The sequence below is a fragment of the Dyella sp. 2HG41-7 genome, from assembly GCF_021390675.1.
GTDB lineage: Bacteria > Pseudomonadota > Gammaproteobacteria > Xanthomonadales > Rhodanobacteraceae > Dyella_B.
The window spans coordinates 3081607-3099314 of record NZ_JAJEJV010000004.1 but is presented as its reverse complement, the minus strand read 5'-3'; the positions used below and the strand labels follow the sequence as shown (position 1 = coordinate 3099314).

The 17708-nt window shown below is 60.6% G+C and carries 14 protein-coding genes and 1 tRNA gene; 7 read left to right on the top strand and 8 right to left on the bottom strand.

Annotation, left to right across the window (positions count from 1 at the left end; all coding sequences use genetic code 11):
- The first annotated feature begins 1 nt into the window (after position 1).
- From L0U79_RS15305 to pgaD, 7 genes are all read left to right on the top strand, one after another.
- Positions 2 to 970 (top strand): bifunctional riboflavin kinase/FAD synthetase, encoded by a 969-nt coding sequence (locus L0U79_RS15305; RefSeq protein ID WP_233843922.1) that lies wholly within the window; start codon positions 2 to 4, stop codon positions 968 to 970.
- Between the two features lie 451 nt (positions 971 to 1421).
- Positions 1422 to 4280 (top strand): isoleucine--tRNA ligase, encoded by a 2859-nt coding sequence (gene ileS / locus L0U79_RS15300; protein ID WP_233843110.1) that lies wholly within the window; start codon positions 1422 to 1424, stop codon positions 4278 to 4280.
- Between the two features lie 176 nt (positions 4281 to 4456).
- Positions 4457 to 4945, top strand: coding sequence for a signal peptidase II (gene lspA, locus L0U79_RS15295; RefSeq protein ID WP_233843109.1), 489 nt, complete (start codon positions 4457 to 4459; stop codon positions 4943 to 4945).
- A 433-nt stretch (positions 4946 to 5378) separates the two neighbouring features.
- Complete coding sequence (gene pgaA / locus L0U79_RS15290) at positions 5379 to 7466, top strand: poly-beta-1,6 N-acetyl-D-glucosamine export porin PgaA (RefSeq protein WP_233843108.1); 2088 nt, start codon at positions 5379 to 5381, stop codon at positions 7464 to 7466.
- Positions 7467 to 7468: 2 nt separating this feature from the next.
- Positions 7469 to 9340: a poly-beta-1,6-N-acetyl-D-glucosamine N-deacetylase PgaB gene (gene pgaB, locus L0U79_RS15285; protein WP_233843107.1), complete on the top strand. Its 1872-nt coding sequence runs from the start codon at positions 7469 to 7471 to the stop codon at positions 9338 to 9340.
- 2 nt (positions 9341 to 9342) lie between these two features.
- A complete protein-coding gene (gene pgaC / locus L0U79_RS15280; protein ID WP_233843106.1) occupies positions 9343 to 10593 on the top strand; it encodes a poly-beta-1,6-N-acetyl-D-glucosamine synthase in 1251 nt (416 codons plus the stop codon).
- Positions 10590 to 11039, top strand: a complete 450-nt coding sequence (pgaD, locus tag L0U79_RS15275) for a poly-beta-1,6-N-acetyl-D-glucosamine biosynthesis protein PgaD (protein ID WP_233843105.1) — start codon at positions 10590 to 10592, stop codon at positions 11037 to 11039. The genes pgaC and pgaD overlap by 4 nt, the downstream gene beginning before the upstream one ends.
- A 68-nt stretch (positions 11040 to 11107) precedes the next feature.
- On the opposite strand, the gene L0U79_RS15270 is transcribed toward pgaD, so the two are convergent.
- The 8 genes from L0U79_RS15270 to ccmE all read right to left on the bottom strand — a co-directional run bounded on the left by L0U79_RS15270 (position 11108) and on the right by ccmE (position 17616).
- Positions 11108 to 11193 (bottom strand) — tRNA-Leu (locus L0U79_RS15270).
- 27 nt (positions 11194 to 11220) lie between these two features.
- On the bottom strand, positions 11221 to 11805 hold the full coding sequence (locus L0U79_RS15265) for a cysteine dioxygenase family protein (protein WP_233843104.1): 585 nt from the start codon (positions 11803 to 11805) through the stop codon (positions 11221 to 11223).
- A 167-nt stretch (positions 11806 to 11972) separates the two neighbouring features.
- Positions 11973 to 13073 carry a homoserine O-acetyltransferase gene (locus L0U79_RS15260; protein ID WP_233843103.1) on the bottom strand — a complete coding sequence of 367 codons (1101 nt, stop codon included), beginning with the start codon at positions 13071 to 13073 and terminating at the stop codon, positions 11973 to 11975.
- A gap of 74 nt (positions 13074 to 13147) precedes the next feature.
- Complete coding sequence (locus L0U79_RS15255) at positions 13148 to 14197, bottom strand: tetratricopeptide repeat protein (protein WP_233843102.1); 1050 nt, start codon at positions 14195 to 14197, stop codon at positions 13148 to 13150.
- Complete coding sequence (locus L0U79_RS15250; RefSeq protein ID WP_233843101.1) at positions 14194 to 14640, bottom strand: cytochrome c-type biogenesis protein; 447 nt, start codon at positions 14638 to 14640, stop codon at positions 14194 to 14196. The genes L0U79_RS15255 and L0U79_RS15250 overlap by 4 nt, the downstream gene beginning before the upstream one ends.
- Complete coding sequence (locus L0U79_RS15245; protein ID WP_233843100.1) at positions 14637 to 15179, bottom strand: DsbE family thiol:disulfide interchange protein; 543 nt, start codon at positions 15177 to 15179, stop codon at positions 14637 to 14639. The genes L0U79_RS15250 and L0U79_RS15245 overlap by 4 nt, the downstream gene beginning before the upstream one ends.
- Positions 15176 to 17149 (bottom strand): heme lyase CcmF/NrfE family subunit, encoded by a 1974-nt coding sequence (locus tag L0U79_RS15240; protein ID WP_233843099.1) that lies wholly within the window; start codon positions 17147 to 17149, stop codon positions 15176 to 15178. Before L0U79_RS15240 ends, L0U79_RS15245 begins: the two co-directional genes overlap by 4 nt.
- Positions 17146 to 17616, bottom strand: a complete 471-nt coding sequence (gene ccmE, locus L0U79_RS15235; RefSeq protein WP_233843921.1) for a cytochrome c maturation protein CcmE — start codon at positions 17614 to 17616, stop codon at positions 17146 to 17148. The genes L0U79_RS15240 and ccmE overlap by 4 nt, the downstream gene beginning before the upstream one ends.
- Positions 17617 to 17708 lie beyond the last annotated feature (92 nt).

The following is a 17708-nucleotide window of genomic DNA, read 5'->3' as shown; positions in this document are numbered from 1 at the left end:
GATGATGAAACTGTCCCGGGACGTCGCGGGGCCGTGTTTGGCGCCCGGCGGCAGCGTGGTTGCGGTCGGTGCGTTCGACGGCTTGCATCGTGGCCATCAAGCTCTGCTCAGCGAAGTGCGCCAGCGCGCGCAGGCGCTCGGCTGTTCGCCCATCGTGGTGAGTTTCGAGCCGTTGCCGCGTGCATATTTCTCCAAGGAGCCGGTGCCGCGCCTTTCCAGCGTGCGCGAAAAGCTGCTTGGCTTCGCCGCGTCGGGCATGGAGCACACATTGCTGTTGCGATTCAACCAGGCGTTGACGGCCATGTCGCCCGAAGAGTTCGTGCAACGTGTGTTGATCGACCGGCTCGGCGTGCGCGAAGTGTGGGTCGGCGCGGATTTTCGTTTTGGACATAAGCGTGCCGGCGACGTTGCGTTGCTGGAGCGCCTTGGCGCAGAGCGCGGGTTCGGCGCGCACACCATGCCCGCCGTTTTGCTGGACGGCGAACGCGTGTCCGCCAGTCGCGTGAGGGCGTTGCTCGGCGCGGGCAATTTCGGTGCGGTAGCGCCATTGCTGGGTCGCCCCTTCGTGATCGAAGGCAAGGTGGAATACGGCAACCAGCTCGGGCGCACGCTGGGGTTTCCCACGGCCAACATTCATCTGCGCGAACGGGTCACCCCGGTCCACGGCATTTTCGCGGTGCGCGTCGGCCTGGGCGAAAGCGAATGCAGCTGGCCGGGCGTGGCGAGCCTGGGCAAGCGGCCCACGGTCAACGAAGTGGCCGAGCCCCTGCTGGAAGTGCATCTGTTCGATTTCGAGGGCGATCTCTACGGGCAGCGCATGGCGGTGGAGTTCGTGGCCAAGCTGCGCGACGAGATGAAATTCGACGGTTTAGACGCATTAACCGCCCAAATGCGGCATGATGCACGTTCCGCCCGGGAAATCTTAGGGATGAACCCGGCATTGATCGATGCGACCCAGGCCACATCATGAGCAACACCATGACCCGCTTGCACATTCTGTCCACCGTCACGGTGGCGGCGATCATTATTATTTGACGAGCACTCGCCGAAGCGCGTGCGTTAAGGGTGACCTGCGCACGCATTCGTAGTCGTCATGACTTATGAGAGCGCCGCGGGGTGTGTCGCGCGGCGCAGGGAAGACTGGCTGTCTTTCCAAGCCGTGGGGCGCAGCCCGCGGCGCTCTCATAAGTCACCCGAAGGGCCGGCTCTGTTTGCCCGCATCTCTTCGGGGCATCGGTTCAACAGACAGCCAGTCTGCTTTCACCGATGCCCCTGTGAGCTGCGAGCAAACAGAGCCGGTGCCGACTACGAATGCGTGCGCAGGTCACCCTTGACCGCCGCGCGCGGCGAGCAACCCAGCACGGCTTCGGTTCCCCTGCAGGCATCGAAGCGGAATCACCGTAAAACACGGCGCCCGAGCGATGACCCAGGACTACAAGAGCACCATCAACCTGCCGCAAACCACCTTCCCGATGCGCGGCGATCTGCCCAAGCGCGAACCGGGTTGGCTGGCCGAATGGGAAAAAGCGGACCGTTATCACCAGATCCAGGCCAAGACGGTCGGCCGTCCGCTGTTTGTGCTGCACGACGGGCCGCCGTATGCGAACGGCGCGATCCATATCGGTCACGCGGTCAACAAGATTCTGAAGGACATCGTCGTCAAGTCGAAGGTGCTGGCCGGTTTCCAGGCGCCTTATGTGCCCGGCTGGGATTGCCACGGCATGCCGATCGAAATCCAGATCGAAAAGAAATTCGGCAAAAACCTGCCGGCAGCTGAAGTGCAGCGCAAAGCGCGCGCCTATGCCGCCGAGCAGATCGAAGCGCAGAAGGCCGACTTCAAGCGCCTCGGCGTGCTGGGCGAGTGGGATCGCCCGTATCTCACGATGGATCATTTCAACGAAGCGTCGGAAATCCGCGCGCTCTCGGAGATGCTGCGCAAGGGTTATATCTATCGCGGCCTGAAGCCGGTGAATTGGTGCTTCGATTGCGGTTCGGCGCTGGCCGAAGCGGAAGTGGAGTACGACGACAAGACCGATATCGCCATCGACGTCGGTTTTGCGTTCGACGATCCCGCCGCCGTCGCGAAAGCGTTCGGTCTGCAAACGCTGCCCAAGCCCAACGGCCAGATCGTGATCTGGACCACTACGCCGTGGACGATTCCCGCCAATCAGGCGCTCAATCTGCATCCGGAATTCAGCTACAGCCTGGTCGATACGCCCAAGGGTATGCTGATTCTCGCGACTGAGCGCGTGGAAGAGTGTTTAAAGACATACGGTTTGGAAGGCCAAATCGTGGCCTCCGTGCCGGGTAGCGCGCTGGGCGAATTGCGTTTCCGTCATCCGCTGTATGCGGTCGATCCGGGCTATGCGCGTTTGTCGCCGGTGTATTTCGGCGACTACGTTACGTTGGATACCGGCACGGGCATCGTGCATTCGTCGCCGGCCTACGGCGTGGAAGACTTTTTGTCGTGCAAAGCGCACGGCATGCTGGATGCCGACATCATCAATCCGGTGATGGGCGATGGTCACTACGCGTCGACGCTGCCGCTGTTCGGCGGTCTGTTTATTTGGAAGGCCAATCAGAAGATCGTCGAAGCGTTGGATCAAGCCGGTTCGCTGCTGCATCAGCAGAAATACACGCACAGCTACATGCATTGCTGGCGCCACAAAACGCCGGTGATTTATCGCGCCACCTCGCAGTGGTTCGCGGGCATGGATGTCGTGCCGAAAGAAGGCGGTAAAACGCTGCGCGAAACCGCGCTGGAAGGCATCGAAGCCACCAAGTTCTATCCGGCGTGGGGCAAGCAGCGTCTGCACGCGATGATCGCCAATCGTCCGGACTGGACTTTGTCGCGCCAGCGTCAGTGGGGCGTGCCGATGGCGTTTTTCGTGCATCGCGAAACCGGTGCGCTGCATCCGCGTACGCCAGAGTTGCTGGAAGAAGTCGCCAAGCGCATCGAGCAAGATGGCATCGAGGCGTGGCAAAGCATCGAACCCAGCGATTTTCTCAGCGCGGAAGAAGCGCCGTTGTATGAGAAAAACCGCGACACCTTGGACGTGTGGTTCGATTCCGGCACCACGCATTGGCATGTCCTGCGCGGTTCGCACGTGGATATCTCCGCGTTCCCTGCCGATTTGTATCTGGAAGGCTCCGATCAGCATCGTGGCTGGTTCCATTCCTCGCTGCTCACCTCGTCGATGTTGGACGGCCAACCGCCGTACAAGGCGCTGCTGACGCACGGCTTCACCGTGGACGGGCAGGGCCGCAAGATGTCCAAATCGCAGGGCAACGTGGTGGCGCCGCAGAAGGTGATGGACACGCTCGGCGCCGACATTCTGCGTTTGTGGGTGGCGTCGGCCGACTATCGCAACGAGATGTCGGTGTCCGACGAAATTCTGAAGCGCGTGGCGGACGCGTATCGCCGCATTCGCAATACTGCGCGCTTCCTGCTCGGCAATCTCGACGGTTTCGATCCGGCCAAGCATCTGGTGCCGACGGAGAACAGTCTGCTGCTCGATCAGTGGGCCGTCGCGCAGGCTTACGATGTGCAGCAAGCGGTGATCGCCGCGTACGACCGCCACGATTTCCCGGAGATCGTGCAACGCGTGCAGAACTTCTGCACCAACGAAATGGGCGCGCTGTATTTGGATATCACCAAGGATCGCCTCTACACCATGCCGACCGAAAGCCTCGGCCGGCGCAGCGCGCAGAGCGCGATGTATCGCATCCTGGAAGCGATGGTGCGTTGGCTGGCGCCGGTGCTGTCGTTCACCGCCGAAGAAATCTGGCAGCACATGCCGAGCGAACGCGGCGAAAGCGTGCTGTTCGAAACTTGGTACGACGGATTGACCAACACGCAAAGCTCGTCGGAACAGCGCCGTTATTGGGCCGATCTTTTGGCGATGCGCGACACGGCGTCGCGCGTGCTGGAAGAAATGCGCAAAGGCGAACGCATCGGCGCGGCGCTGGAAGCGAAGCTCGTGCTGCACGCCGATCCTGCGACGACGGAGCGCTACGCAGCCACCGCAGACGAATTGCGCTTCTTCTTCATCACCTCCGAATTGAGCTTTGCGCCGTTGCAGCCGCGACCCGACGATGCCGCCGCCGTGCAGCTCGAAGGTGGCGAGGTGTACGTAGCGGCCAGCGTCAGTGATGCGGCCAAATGCATTCGTTGCTGGCATCGCCGCGACGACGTCGGCAGCAATCCGAATCATCCGGAAATCTGCAGCCGTTGCGTGAGCAACGTGGAAGGACCGGGCGAAGAGCGCCGCTGGTTCTAACGCTGTTGCAAACCTGCTCCCTCCCCTACGTGTAGTAGGGGAGGGTTGGGGTGGGGTGAAGCATTCTCGCGTTGAACTTCAAAAGTGACGCAAGCTCATGCAACCCCACCCCATCCCTCCCCTGCATGCAGGGGAGGGGAGCCATTCGGCATTGCACTGTCATTAATGAGAAGACCATGCATCCCAAACCCAACGCTCTCCCCTGGCTGTCGTTTTCCTTGTTGGTGATCCTTCTCGATCAGCTCACCAAATGGTGGGCAGTGACCGCATTGCAGCCTCCTGGATCGCCGCACGCGGTGATACCTGGCTTGCTCAATTGGACACTGGCGTTCAACACCGGCGCGGCTTTCAGTTTTCTCGCGCAAAGCAGCGGCTGGCAGCGCTGGTTTTTCGTGTTGCTCGCGGCGGTCATCACTGTGGCGCTGGTGATTTGGCTGGCGCGCACTGCACGGCGCGAATGGCGCACAGCGCTGCCGCTGTCGTTGGTGATCGGCGGCGCGCTTGGCAACGTGATCGATCGTTTGCACGCATCGCAGGTCACCGATTTCATCCAGGTGTATTACCGCGACTGGTATTACCCCACGTTCAATGTGGCTGACTGCGGCATCTGCGTCGGCGCCGTGCTATTGATCCTGTTCGGTTTGCGACCCGCATCAGGGAAGTGAAGCGGCTTTGAAAACCGAAAGAGGCCTGCCTGCGTGCAGGCCTTTTGTTTTTTCGAAATGATGAAGAGCTTCCGGCGTTGCGCCCACGCGTTGGGACGAAAGTGACCTAAAACAGTCGGCTGACCAATTACGACATACCTCGCGCAAATAACGCGCTTTTGCGCACCGTCTTCACAAGGCGTAGCGAAGCTGATCTTGCGTGTCTTTTTGTCAATATAAATCAATGACTTGTGATTGCTTCCGGGTTTTCGCAAAGACGGCCTTCACGTATGTCAAAAACGAAAGACCGCGCGCGCACGTCTGAAATTCACAGCCATCCAAGATGGCCCGATTCTTGCGAACTATCCAACAAGCGATGAGTTCGAGGAAGCAGTGGAAAGCGACTTCACCGGGCTTTCGGTTTTCACCTTAGGCGCATTGGGCGACTCTTGCGATGCAGAAGTGCGGTCAAAAAATAGGGAAATCAACAGCGAACGCGGCGGAGTTTCGGCGCGCGGCGCTGGCGGCTTTTGTCGCGCTCGCGTTGTGCGGAACGTGCGAAGCGGGCGCCGCGAAGAGCGCGTCGGATCACGACGCGCTGCTGTCGCTGGCGCGCTCCGAGCGTAGCGCGGGTCACCGAGTGGAAGCACTTGCCCATTGTGAGGATGTGTTGGCAAGTTGGCCGAACGATCGCAGTGCGCAGTTGTTGTGCGTCCAGCTGCTTTCGGAATTGGGTGCGTCCGCGCGCGCTAACGAGCTGGCTGCGAAGATCTCGCCCGCGCTCAGCGATGCCGAGCGCGTGCAGCTCAGGGCCGATTACGCGTCCCACGAAGTGCGTTGGGCGAAAGGCGTGCCCGCCGATGCGACGCATCCGTACGCCGAAGCGGATAAAGCCATCGACGATATTCAACGTTTGGCCAACGACACATCCGCGCCCGCAGACGTGCGCAGACGCGCGCAACTCGATTTGCTGGTCGCGCTGGATCAAGCGGATCGGGCCGATGAAGTGCTCTCCGTCTATGCGTCGTTGAAACAACAAAACATCGCGCTGCCGCCGTATGCGGAATGGGCGGTGGCCGACGCCTTCTCGCAAAAACATCAGCCGCGCGAAGCGGTGGCCTTGTATGAAGACGGCATGAGGCGAGATCCCGGTCCGTACGATGCTAGCGATTCGGATCCCCGCATCGGTCTCGCTTACGCGTACTTCGATGCCGGCCGCATCCACGACGCGCTTTCCACCATCGACAAGTTGGCGAAAGACGAGCCTCGTTGGCGGCGTGCATCGAGCGGGCGAGGCAACACGCAGAATTCGCGCAAAGTTGACGCCGATAGCGTTTCCGTGCAATTGCATGAAGACGCGGGCCAACTGCAGGAAAGCTACACACGACTCGCCGCCATGTGCGCCGAAGCGCCGGGTAATGTGGATCTGCGCCGTCAGTTGGCGATGGCCGAACTTGCGCGCGGGTGGCCGCGCCGTGCCGCGGAAACCTTGAAGATCGCCGCATCCATCGAAGACGAGCACGACGCCTCCGCCGACTTGGATGAAGCCGAAGCGCAGCGCGCGGTTTACGACTATGCCGGCGCGCAAGCGTCGATCGACCAAGCCCAAACGCAAGCCGGACGCAGCGGCCGCGTGCAGAATGCGTTGGAGGCATGGGATCGCCAGCGCGGTTGGCAGCTGGATATCACGCACGACAACGGCTGGGGCAACAGCCCCGATTACGGCGACCGCGATCAGGAAACGCAGGCGACGCTGGCGAGTCCGCTGATCGGCGATCATTGGCGCGTGCTCGCACTGGCGCGCGCCTCGTCTGCCGCGTTGCCCGAAGGGCAAGCATCGAGAGATCGTGCCGGCCTGGGCATTCAGGGCTTTGTGCCGAACGTTGAGTACTACGTGCAGGCCTTGCCTTCCGCCGATCATTACGTGCGCCGCACGGACTTCGAAGCCGGCTTCAACTGGGCCATCAGCGACCGCTGGTCGTGGACCTCCGATTGGAGCAGCGCGGGCGCTGATATTCCGCTGCGTGCGCAGTACTACGGTATCACCGGCAAAACTTTCAGCACCGCCGTGCAGTGGCGTGCGAGCGAACTGACGTCCGCGCGCTTGGATGTATATCGCGATCGTTTTACCGACGGCAACGTGCGCAAAGGCTGGCTTGGCGATGTGGTGCAGCGTCTGCACACCGGGCCGAACGTGACGTTTGACGGCGGCGTGGAAATCGGCGGATCGACCAACAGCGAAATCGACCGGCCGTACTTCAATCCGTCGTGGGATCGCTCCTACGCGCTGACCGGTGTGTTGCAAAACGTGCTCAATCAATACAGCGATCGCGTCTGGAATCAGCGCTTCGATTTCAGCGCCGGCCGTTACGGCGAACGCAACTTCGCCACCGGCTGGATGGCCAGCGCGCGCTACGGCCAGATTTTCCAACCGCACGCGGGCTTGAAGTTCGGCTGGGGCGTGAGTTGGCATTGGCAACCTTACGACGGTCGGCACGAATCGCGTGTCGTGCTCGATTTGAACGTGCATTGGGGAGAGTGACAATGCGCTTCCTCTTGCTCGCTCTGTTGCTCTTCGTGATCGCAAACGTGGCATACGCCGCCGACTTCGTGCCTGAGCAATCCGGCTTGATCGTACTTGCTTATCACGACGTGCGCGACGATGTCGCGCAAAGCGGCGATCACGATCCGGACGCCACCAGCACAGATCATTTGATCGCTCATTTCGATTGGTTGAAAGCCAACGGCTATCATGTCGTAAGCCTTGATGAGGTGATCAAGGCGAAGCAAGCCGGAACGCGTTTGCCGCCGCATTCGGTATTGCTGGTCTTTGACGACGGTCTGAAAAGCTTCTACACGCGTGTCTATCCCTTGCTGCGCGCCTACGACTATCCGGCCGTCGCTGCGCTGGTCGGTTCGTGGATGGATATGCCAGCCGGCGAAAAGATGCCTTACAACGGCAGCACCTGCACGCGCGAATGTTTTTTGACATGGGACGACGTGCGCGCGATGCAGCGCTCCGATTTGGTGGAGTTCGCCTCGCATACGTGGGATCTGCACGAGGGCATTACCGCCAATCCGCAGGGCAATCAGCTGCCGGCTGTAGTCAGCCTCCAATACGATGCACACTCTGCGCAGTATGAAAGCGAAGCGACCTACAGCGAGCGACTGCGCAAAGATCTGCAGCACAGCTCGGATGAGATCGCGCAGGCGACGGGTCAGCGGCCGCGCGCGATCGTGTGGCCATATGGCGCTTACAACATGGTCGCTACACAGATCGCTGCGAGCGTCGGCATGCCCGTGTCTTTCAGTCTGGACGACGCCATACCGGTATCGCCCGACGACCATACGATTCCGCGTTTGCTGGTCAGCGGCAATATCAGCGCCAATCGCCTTGGCTGGTTGATCCGTCATCACTCGCGCCCGGATCCCGTGCGCGCCGTGCAAGTGGATCTGGATTACGTCTACGACCCGGATCCAGCACAGCAGGAGCGCAACCTTTCGCGTCTTCTGGATCGCATCAAACGCATGCAGCCCAGTCAGGTTTGGCTGCAGGCGTATGCCGATCCGAAGGGTAACGGTGTCGCGGAAGCAGTGTATTTTCCGTCGCGCCATCTGCCGATGCGCGCGGATCTGTTCTCGCGCGTCGCGTGGCAGTTGCGTACGCGCGCTCACGTTCGCGTCTATGCATGGATGCCGGTACTGGCGTTCCGTTTTGCGGACGCGCCGAACTTGCCTTCGCTGGCCGGCGAACCGAAGCCCGGCGGCGATCACTATCGTCTTGCGCCATGGGATCCGCGCGTGCGCCAGTGGGTCGGCGACGTCTACGAAGACTTAGCGATGCATGCTGACGAAGCCGGATTGTTGTTCTCAGACGACGCGTATCTGCGCGACACCGATCAACTTGGCCCTTGGGCGAACAAGACGCCCGAGCAACGCACGGCCGCCTTGATCGATTTCACCAAGATGCTCACGGATCGCGTGCGCCGCTGGCGCCCGGAAGTAAAAACGGCGCGCAATATCTACACGCGGCCGATTTTCGATCCCAAGTCGGAAGCGTGGTTTGCGCAGAGCCTGCCGTTGTTCCTGGCGAACTACAACATCACCGCCATTATGGCGATGCCGCAATTGGATAAGCAGGCCGATACGGCGAGCTGGTATCGGCAGTTGGTTGCGCGCGTTTCGGAGGCAGGACCGCATGCTTTGGACGGCGCGCTGTTCGAAGTGGCGACGCGCGACTGGCGTACCGATCAACCGATTTCGGACCAGGACATCGACGCGCGCATGCGTCTGCTTCAAGTAAGCGGCGCACGCAATCTGGGTTATTACCCGGACGATTTCATCCGCGACCAGCCCCATCTGGAAGCGGTGCGGCCGGCGATTTCCAACGCCGATTATCCCTATCCGGAGCGATGACCATGTTCGCGCATACGCTCCAAACGCTACTCGGGTTCGCCTTCTTCTATCCGTTGGTGATGTCGCTGATTTGGATGAGCGGTGGCCTGATATATTTCTTCCGCTGGGAACGGAAGGAACCCTCGCGCGTCAAGCCGCCGAAGCTGTCGTCGTATCCGCTGGTGTCGCTGGTCGTTCCTTGCCACAACGAAGGCGCGCAGGTTCGCGAAACGATTGCGTATCTGGCGAAGCAAACGTATCCGTGTTTCGAGATCATCGCCGTCAACGACGGTTCGACCGACGACACCGCGGAAAAGCTCGACGAGTTGATGAAGGAGTATCCCGAACTCCGCGTGGTGCACCTTGCGAGCAATCGCGGCAAAGCGATGGGTTTGCGTGCGGCGGCGCTCGCCTCGAAAGGCGAATACCTCGTATGCATCGACGGCGATGCGCTGCTCGATCCGTATGCCACGCATTGGCTGATGATGCATTTGCTCGATAGCCCGCGCGTTGGCGCGGTGACCGGCAATCCGCGTATCCGCAATCGTTCCACCTTGCTGGGCAAGCTGCAGGTGGGCGAGTTCTCGTCGATCATCGGTTTGATCAAGCGCGCGCAACGCGTCTACGGCCGCATTTTTACCGTCTCCGGCGTGATTGCCGCGTTCCGCAAGGTTGCGTTGCACGATGTCGGTTACTGGAACACCGATATGGTGACCGAAGACATCGATGTGAGCTGGCGCTTGCAGATGCGTCATTGGGAAATTCGTTACGAGCCCAATGCGCTGTGCTGGATTTTGATGCCGGAAACCTTGGTCGGCTTGTGGAAGCAACGTTTGCGCTGGGCGCAAGGCGGTTCGGAAGTGTTGCTGCGCTACGGCCTGAAGCTGCTGCGTTGGAAGCAACGCCGCATGTGGATGGTTGCGCTCGAATACCTCGTGAGCGTGACGTGGTCATTCGATCTCGCCACCATCGCCGTGCTGTGGGTGCTCGGTCACGTGATCTCACTACCGCCGTCGTTGCAGGTTCCGGCGCTGTTTCCGGGATGGAACGGCGTCGTGCTCGGCATGATCTGTTTGCTGCAATTCCTTGTGAGTTTGCTGATCGACCGACGTTACGAAGCGGGCGTCGGTCGCAACTACTACTGGATGATTTGGTATCCGTTGGCTTATTGGATGTTGACCACGGTGACGTCGATCGTCGCGCTGCCCAAGGCTCTTCTCAAACGCAAAGGCACGTTGGCGGTTTGGACCAGTCCTGACAGGGGGATACGATGAAAGCCGAACTCGTTATCAATCGACCCGAGCGACAGCCCACGCTGCATCGCACGTTTTTCGCCATCATCACCATCGTGGCGTGGACGATGTGGGTGTCGTTGTGGTTGCCGGTGCTGACCTTGATCGCCTGGCTGCTTGGCCTAGGCGATATGTACAAGCAGCTGGGATTGATCCATCCGCTGCACGCGGCGAACAATCTCAGCATGATCGTGACCGTAGCGGTGATATGCGCGCTGTCGATCGGATCGTGGTCGCAATACAACCGCATCCGTTTCTCGGGCAAGCAGCGTCGTCGCGGCAATCGCACGCTGGATATCGCGGAAATGGCGCCCGCGCTCGCCACGTCGGTAGAGACGGCGCGCCATCTTCGCGCCAAGCGGCGGTCGGTGATCCATTTCGCGCAGGATGGGCAGATGTTCGTCAAAGACGGGCACGAAGAAAGCTGACGCGCATCCGCGAGACACAGCCATAAAAAAAGCCCCTTTGAGGGGCTTTTTTTGTACTGCTCATTCTTTGGTACCGGTGATAGGACTCGAACCTACACGACATCGCTGCCAGTGGATTTTGAGTCCACCGCGTCTACCATTCCGCCACACCGGCAAAGAACGAACGCCTATTATGCCGGGTTCAATTGACCGGGTCGAGACTTAATTTGCGATCCAGGCGTTCGTAGTGGTGCTGATCGCCCTTGGGCTGGAATACGGCGCAATGGGTCATGTTGCCGGAGTAGACATGCAGGCTCACCGCGACGGTGTCGTCGCTGGGGTTGCGGATAGTGTGGTACTCGTGCGGCGGAATCAGGCTGCCGGCGGAACCCGGGCCGGCCTGAATCGAACCCACGGGCTGGAAGCACCACAGGCCGTCGCTGCCGTCGGGCAGGCGCTCGTATTGCACTACTTCCAGCGCACCGCTCCAGACGCCTTCCACACACCACATACCGCAGTGGTCGTGAATAGGCGTGCCTTGACCGGGCCCCCAGGTCATGGCGACCACGCAATAGCCGTATTCGTCGCTGTGGTACAGCTCGCGACGGGCGTAGCGATCCTCGGCGGTTTCGAACACGCAAGACGGCAAGGCGATTTCCTTGCTCTGGATCAATTTGCACAAGCTGTTGCGCAAACTGTCGGTAATCGCGGGCGTAGCGCCCTTGGCGACGGCCATATCAATGGCGTTGATCAACTTGTCGCAACCGGGGAAGTCCATGGTCAGCATGGGTATCTCGAAAATCGGAATTCGTGTGACAGTGTAGCAGTGGCGAAGGGGGCACTCTGATCCCTGCCTGTATCTGTGCGATTTTAGCAGATGATTCAACGGCTTGGGCGGCCCCGTCAGACCGGGCCGAGCCTAGTCCGACCCCGCTGCATCGACTTATGCGCGCCTCAAAGCCGCTGCAAAAATCCGCCGATGGCGCGACTGTAGTTTTCGATGTCGACCAGAAATGCGTCGTGACCCTGCGGTGAATCCAACGCGACGAATTCGACGTTCGCGCCGGCGGCTTCCAGGCCTTCGGCAATTTGTTCCTGCTGCTCCAGCGGAAACAGAATGTCCGTGCTGACGCCGATCACCAACGCGTGCTCGATATGGATGCGCTTCAAGCCTTCCATCACATGGCCGTCGCCGTATTCGGAAATATCGAACCAGTCGCTGGCGCGAGAAAGGTAGAGATAGCTGTTGGGATCGAAGGTGCGGACAAAGCGGCGCGCGTGACCTTCGAGATACGACTCGACCTGAAACTCGAAGCCGAACGGTTGATCTTCGCGTTGCTCCGGATCGAGCCGAATGCGCGCAAAGCGACCGTTCCATTCCATGGCGGAGCGATACGTAATCACACCAAGCTTGCGCGCGATGCTCATGCCGATGTCGGGATATCGCGAGTCGTCATACAGGCCTTCGTTCCACTGCGGATCGAGCCGGATCGCTTCGCGTTGCAGCGAGCGGATGGCGATGGCGAACGGTTGCGCTTGCGGCGCCGTATCCACGCTGATGTGCGTGCGCACGCTGCCGGGGTGCAGCACCATGTAAGCCAGCGCGCTCATGCCGCCCATCGAGCAACCGATCAAACATCCCAGCTTGTCGATGCCCAGATGCGCGACCAACGCATGCGCGGCGTGGGCGACATCTTCGAGCGACAGATCCGGAAAGTTGAGCCGATACGGTTCGCCGGTGGCCGGATCGATCGATGCGGGGCAGGTAGAGCCTTTGTCGCTGCCCAGCGAGTTCATGCAGATCACAAACCAGCGCGTGGTATCGATGGCTTTGTCCGGCCCCAACATGCCTTCCCACCAACCGGGTGAAGGATCTTCTGCATTGGAGGCGGCGTGCGCGCTGGGAGAAAGGCCGGTAAGAATCAGCACCGCGTTATCGCGCGCGGCGTTCAACGTGCCCCAGGTTTCATACGCCACGTGCGCGCCATGCAATGCACCGCCGCGCTTCATTGCGAACGGGGAGGGCAATTGGAAATATCGACGCGCATCGCTCATGGCCGTTCCTTCGTGCTGACGGAGCGCCTCACCGTAACTGGAAAGCCGGCGAAAAGTGAAGCGTTACCGCAAAATTACTTATGGACTTTGTCGATGACGATATGAATCGGCGATGCGCTGTGAACATCGACGGCGCCGACATCGCCTTCCAAATCGCCGGGTTGAGGCATCGCGTTGCCGCTATGGCTGACGCGTGCGCCAACGATCACGCGCGACGCGGAAGACAGTTTCATCGACGGCGTCATGCTCATCGCATCGGTCAACGTAACGGTCGTCGGAAGTTTGCTCGCATCGAGCCGTGTGACTGCGAGCGGCATAGGCGGCCCGTTTTCCGCGCGCGCGTACACGAACAGCGTGTCGCCGGTGGCGAGTTTGGTTTGCAGTGCAGGCGCCAAGCTTATGTCGACTTGCAAGCCAGATTCTTGCGCCGGTTGATCGGGCGCCGTACCGCCTGGACTTGTAGACGCCGCACGTGAATCGGCCAGGGCGATCTGCTGCGCGACAGCCTGCGCAACGCTGGAGCCCGGTTGCAGCTGCGGTTGCAAAATGCGCCACGTGGATGCGGCATCGGCATAACGGCCTTGTTGAAAATCGCTGATGCCGAGCAGCCACAAGCCGCGCTGATTGTTGGGCTCCAGCTTGACCGACTGCTCCAGTAAATCGCGCGCACGGCCGTCGATAAGGTGATCCGGACGCGCCGTCGAGTCGGCTTCGGCCCAACCCACCATCGCGGTAGTATCGTTCGGGCGAATTTTCAGAACGTGTTCGAAGGCATCGCGGGCTTGATCCGGCTGATGCATTTCCATATCGGCTTGCGCGAGCAACAGCCAGCCTTGCGCGTCATTCGGCTGCGCGGCCAAATGCGCGCGCAATTCGTCCAGCGCCTGATTGACGTCGGTAATGGTTTGCGCCTGTTGCGGTACGCCGTTCAACGTGGACGGCGTGCCGATCTTCCCATACAGAAACACCGTGCCGAGCGGAACAACCAAGGCAATGGCGAGCATCAGCGCGAACACGCCGCGCGACCGTCCGTCCTGGCGACCGTGTCGCAACAGCGGAAGCAGCAGCAAAGCCAGCGCCACAGCCACCATCGCTGCGGCGGCAATATAAAAAAGCGGTTTCACCAATCGTCCCCATTGTCGGTCGGTGCGGCGGGCGTGCCGGCGCGGCTGCGTTTGCGTATGGTGTTCACTACGACGAGTCCACCGGCGATAAGAATCAGCAACGGGCCGAACCACAGCAACCAGGTGCGACCGTTGACGGGCGGATCGTAGAGCACGAAGTCGGAATAGCGATCCGCCAGATATTGCTTGATCTGCGCGTCGGTTTTTCCTTGCTGCATCAGCTCGAACACTTTGTGCCGCAGGTCGCGCGCAAAGTCGGCGTTGGAATCGGCAAGGTCTTCGTCCTGGCAAACCAGACAACGCAATTCGCTTGTCAGATGCTGGAAGCGCAGTTCTTCGGCGTGATCGCGAAACGGCAGCGGATCGATGGCCTGCGCGAACGCGGTGCTGCCCAGCACGAGCAGCGCAACGAGCACGGCGATGCGCGCGAACCGGCCCGTCATGGCGCCTCCTTTTGCAGCGCTGCGATCGCGGGCTTGAGTTGTTGTTCGATCACGTCCGGTGTCAACGGACCAATGCGCTTGTAGCGAATCACGCCTTTGCCGTCGATCAGAAACGTTTCGGGCGCGCCATAAACGCCAAAATCGATGGCGGTGTGACCCGATGGGTCGGCGATCACGGTGTCGTAGGGATTACCGTGTTGGCTGAGCCAGTTTTTCGCGTCGTTGGGATCGTCTTTGTAGTCGTAGCCGATCACCGGAACGCCGAGGTTTTTGGATTCGGCCATCAGCACGGGATGTTCGATGCCGCAAGCAAAGCACCAGCTCGCGAACACGTTCACCAGATAAGGTTTACCGAGCATCGATGCCTTGCTCACCATGCGACCGGGATCGTCGAGTTTTGGCAGCACGAATGCCGGCGCCGGCTTGTTGATCAAGGGCGACGGTACGGCGGTCGGATCATGCGCGCTGTTCCACCAGATGCCAAAGCCAAGCAGCGCCGCCAACAGCACGAATGCGAAGAAGGGCACCAGCCTGGTCATGCTTGCGATTCCTGCAACGACGTGGAAATCGTTTGCGTTTGTTCCACCTCGCGCTTGACGCGGAAGCGGCGGTCGGCCGCGCTGACAAATCCGCCAAGCATCATGAAAAGTCCGCCGCCCCAGATCCAACGCACGAAGGGTTTGGTGTAAAGGCGCAACGCCCAGGCGCCTTCCACATGCTGCGGATCCATGGGCTCGCCCAAGGCGACATACAGATCGCGCGTGACGCCCGGATCGATCGACGATTGCGTTTGCACCTGCTCGTGCGAATACGTGCGCTTCTGCGGATGCATCACAGCTACCGGCGCGCCGTGGCGCGTCACCGTCACCACGCCTTGCTCGGCGATCCAGTTGGGGCCTTGCGCCTGTGTCACGCCGTCGAAGCGAAATTCATAGCCGCCCACGGTGGCGACCTGTCCCGGCGACAGGCGCACATCGCGCGTGACGCTCAGCGATTCCGAAAGCAACACGCCGATCAGGAAAGTCGCCACGCCCGCATGCGCGAGCAACATGCCGGCCATCTCGGCGGGATAACGCCGACCGCTCGGCATCTCGCGCCAGCGTTTGACGATATACAAAGCCACGCCGACGCCGACCCACACGGCGCAGGCGACACCTGCGATCGCTTTGAGCTGGCCTTGCACGAAAACCATCGATACAACAGCGCAAGCGAGCGCCGCGATGCCGGCACGCGCCATCACTTGCTTGAGCATCGGCGTGTCGCTTTTGCCCCAGCGCAAATACGGTCCAAACGGAAGCAGCAGCACTACTGGCAACATCAACAGCGGAAAGAGCAAGCCGAAATACGGCGGCCCCACGGAGATCTTGCCCAAGTTCAACGCATCGCCCAGCAACGGAAACAATGTGCCGAGCAGCACCATCGCCGCCGCGACGGTAAACATCAGATTGCCGATAAGAATCGCGCTTTCACGCGAGATCAGCGCAAACGCTTTGCCGCCAGCCACCTTCGGCGCGCGCAACGCATAGAGCAGCAACGATCCGCCGACAACGAAGGCGAGGAAGCACAAGATAAACGTGCCGCGGCGCGGATCGGATGCAAATGCATGCACCGACGTGAGGATGCCCGAGCGCACTAAAAACGTACCGAGCAATGACAGCGAGAACGCGAAGAGCGACAGCAGGATCGTCCAAGCACGCAACGATCCGCGCTTCTCCGTCACGGCTTGCGCGTGGATCAACGCCACGCCGACCAGCCACGGCATAAAGCTCGCGTTCTCCACCGGATCCCAAAACCACCAGCCGCCCCAGCCGAGTTCCGCATACGCCCACCAGCTACCGGCGACGATGCCGCAGGAGAGAAATCCCCACGCCGCATTCGTCCACGGCCGCGCCCAGCGCACCCATGCTTGCTCCATCGAGCCACCGAGCAAGGCGGCGATGGAAAATGCGAACGCCACGGAGAATCCCACGTAGCCCATGTACAACACGGGCGGATGGAAGGTCATGCCCGGATCCTGCAGCACCGGATTGAGGTCCGCGCCGTCCGGCGGCATCGGCAGCAAACGGCCGAACGGGTCGGACGTGAAGAGGATGAAGCAAAGAAATCCCACCGAGATAATGCCGAGCACGGCAATCACGCGCGAGAGAAATACGTCGGGCAATTGACGGCTGAACAATGCGAGCGCCACCGTCCACACGTTGAGGATCAGCACCCACAACAGCATCGAACCTTCGTGCGCGCCCCATACCGCGGCGATGCGGTAGTACCACGGCAACTGCAGATTGGAATTGGCCGCGACGTATTGCACCGAAAAATCGAACTGCAGAAACGCCCAAACAAGAATCGCAAACGCGAGCGCCACGAACACCGCTTGTCCAGTCGCGGCGGGACGCGCAACGGCCATCAATGCGCGATTGCCGCGCCATGCGCCGATCAGCGGCAGCACGCTTTGCGCAACCGCAAGCATCAACGCGAGGATTAGCGCGAGTTGGCCGAGTTCGGGAGTCATAGCTGCTGTTTGTCCTGATTGGCCGTTTCATCGATGCGCTTGCCGGCGTGCGCCTTGGCCATCGCGTCTTTCAGTTCTTTCGGCATATAGGTTTCGTCGTGCTTGGCGAGCACCTCGGTGGCGACGAAGCGCGCGCCATCCATATGGCCCGTCGCGATCACCGATTGGTTCTCGCGGAACAAATCCGGAAGGATGCCGTTGTATTCCACCGGCATGACGCCGCTGGCGTCGACCACGGTGAAGGTGACTTTCAGCGAATCGTTGCTGCGCTGGATCGAACCGGCCTTCACCATGCCGCCGAGGCGAAACGTTTTGTAGTGAGTCGCATCGCCGGCTTGCACTTGGCTCGGCGTAAACAGGTAATTCATATTCTGCTGCAGCGCGTACACCACCAGGGCCGACGCGACGATCACGGCGACGAGTACGGCAATGACGATGGTGAGGCGACGTTGGCGAGTTGGATTCATAGAGACGTGCATTTAGCTCCCTCTCCCCTATGGGGAGAGGGCTGGGGTGAGGGGGCAATCTCGCGACGCAGGTCATTTTGTTGCGTCGAAAC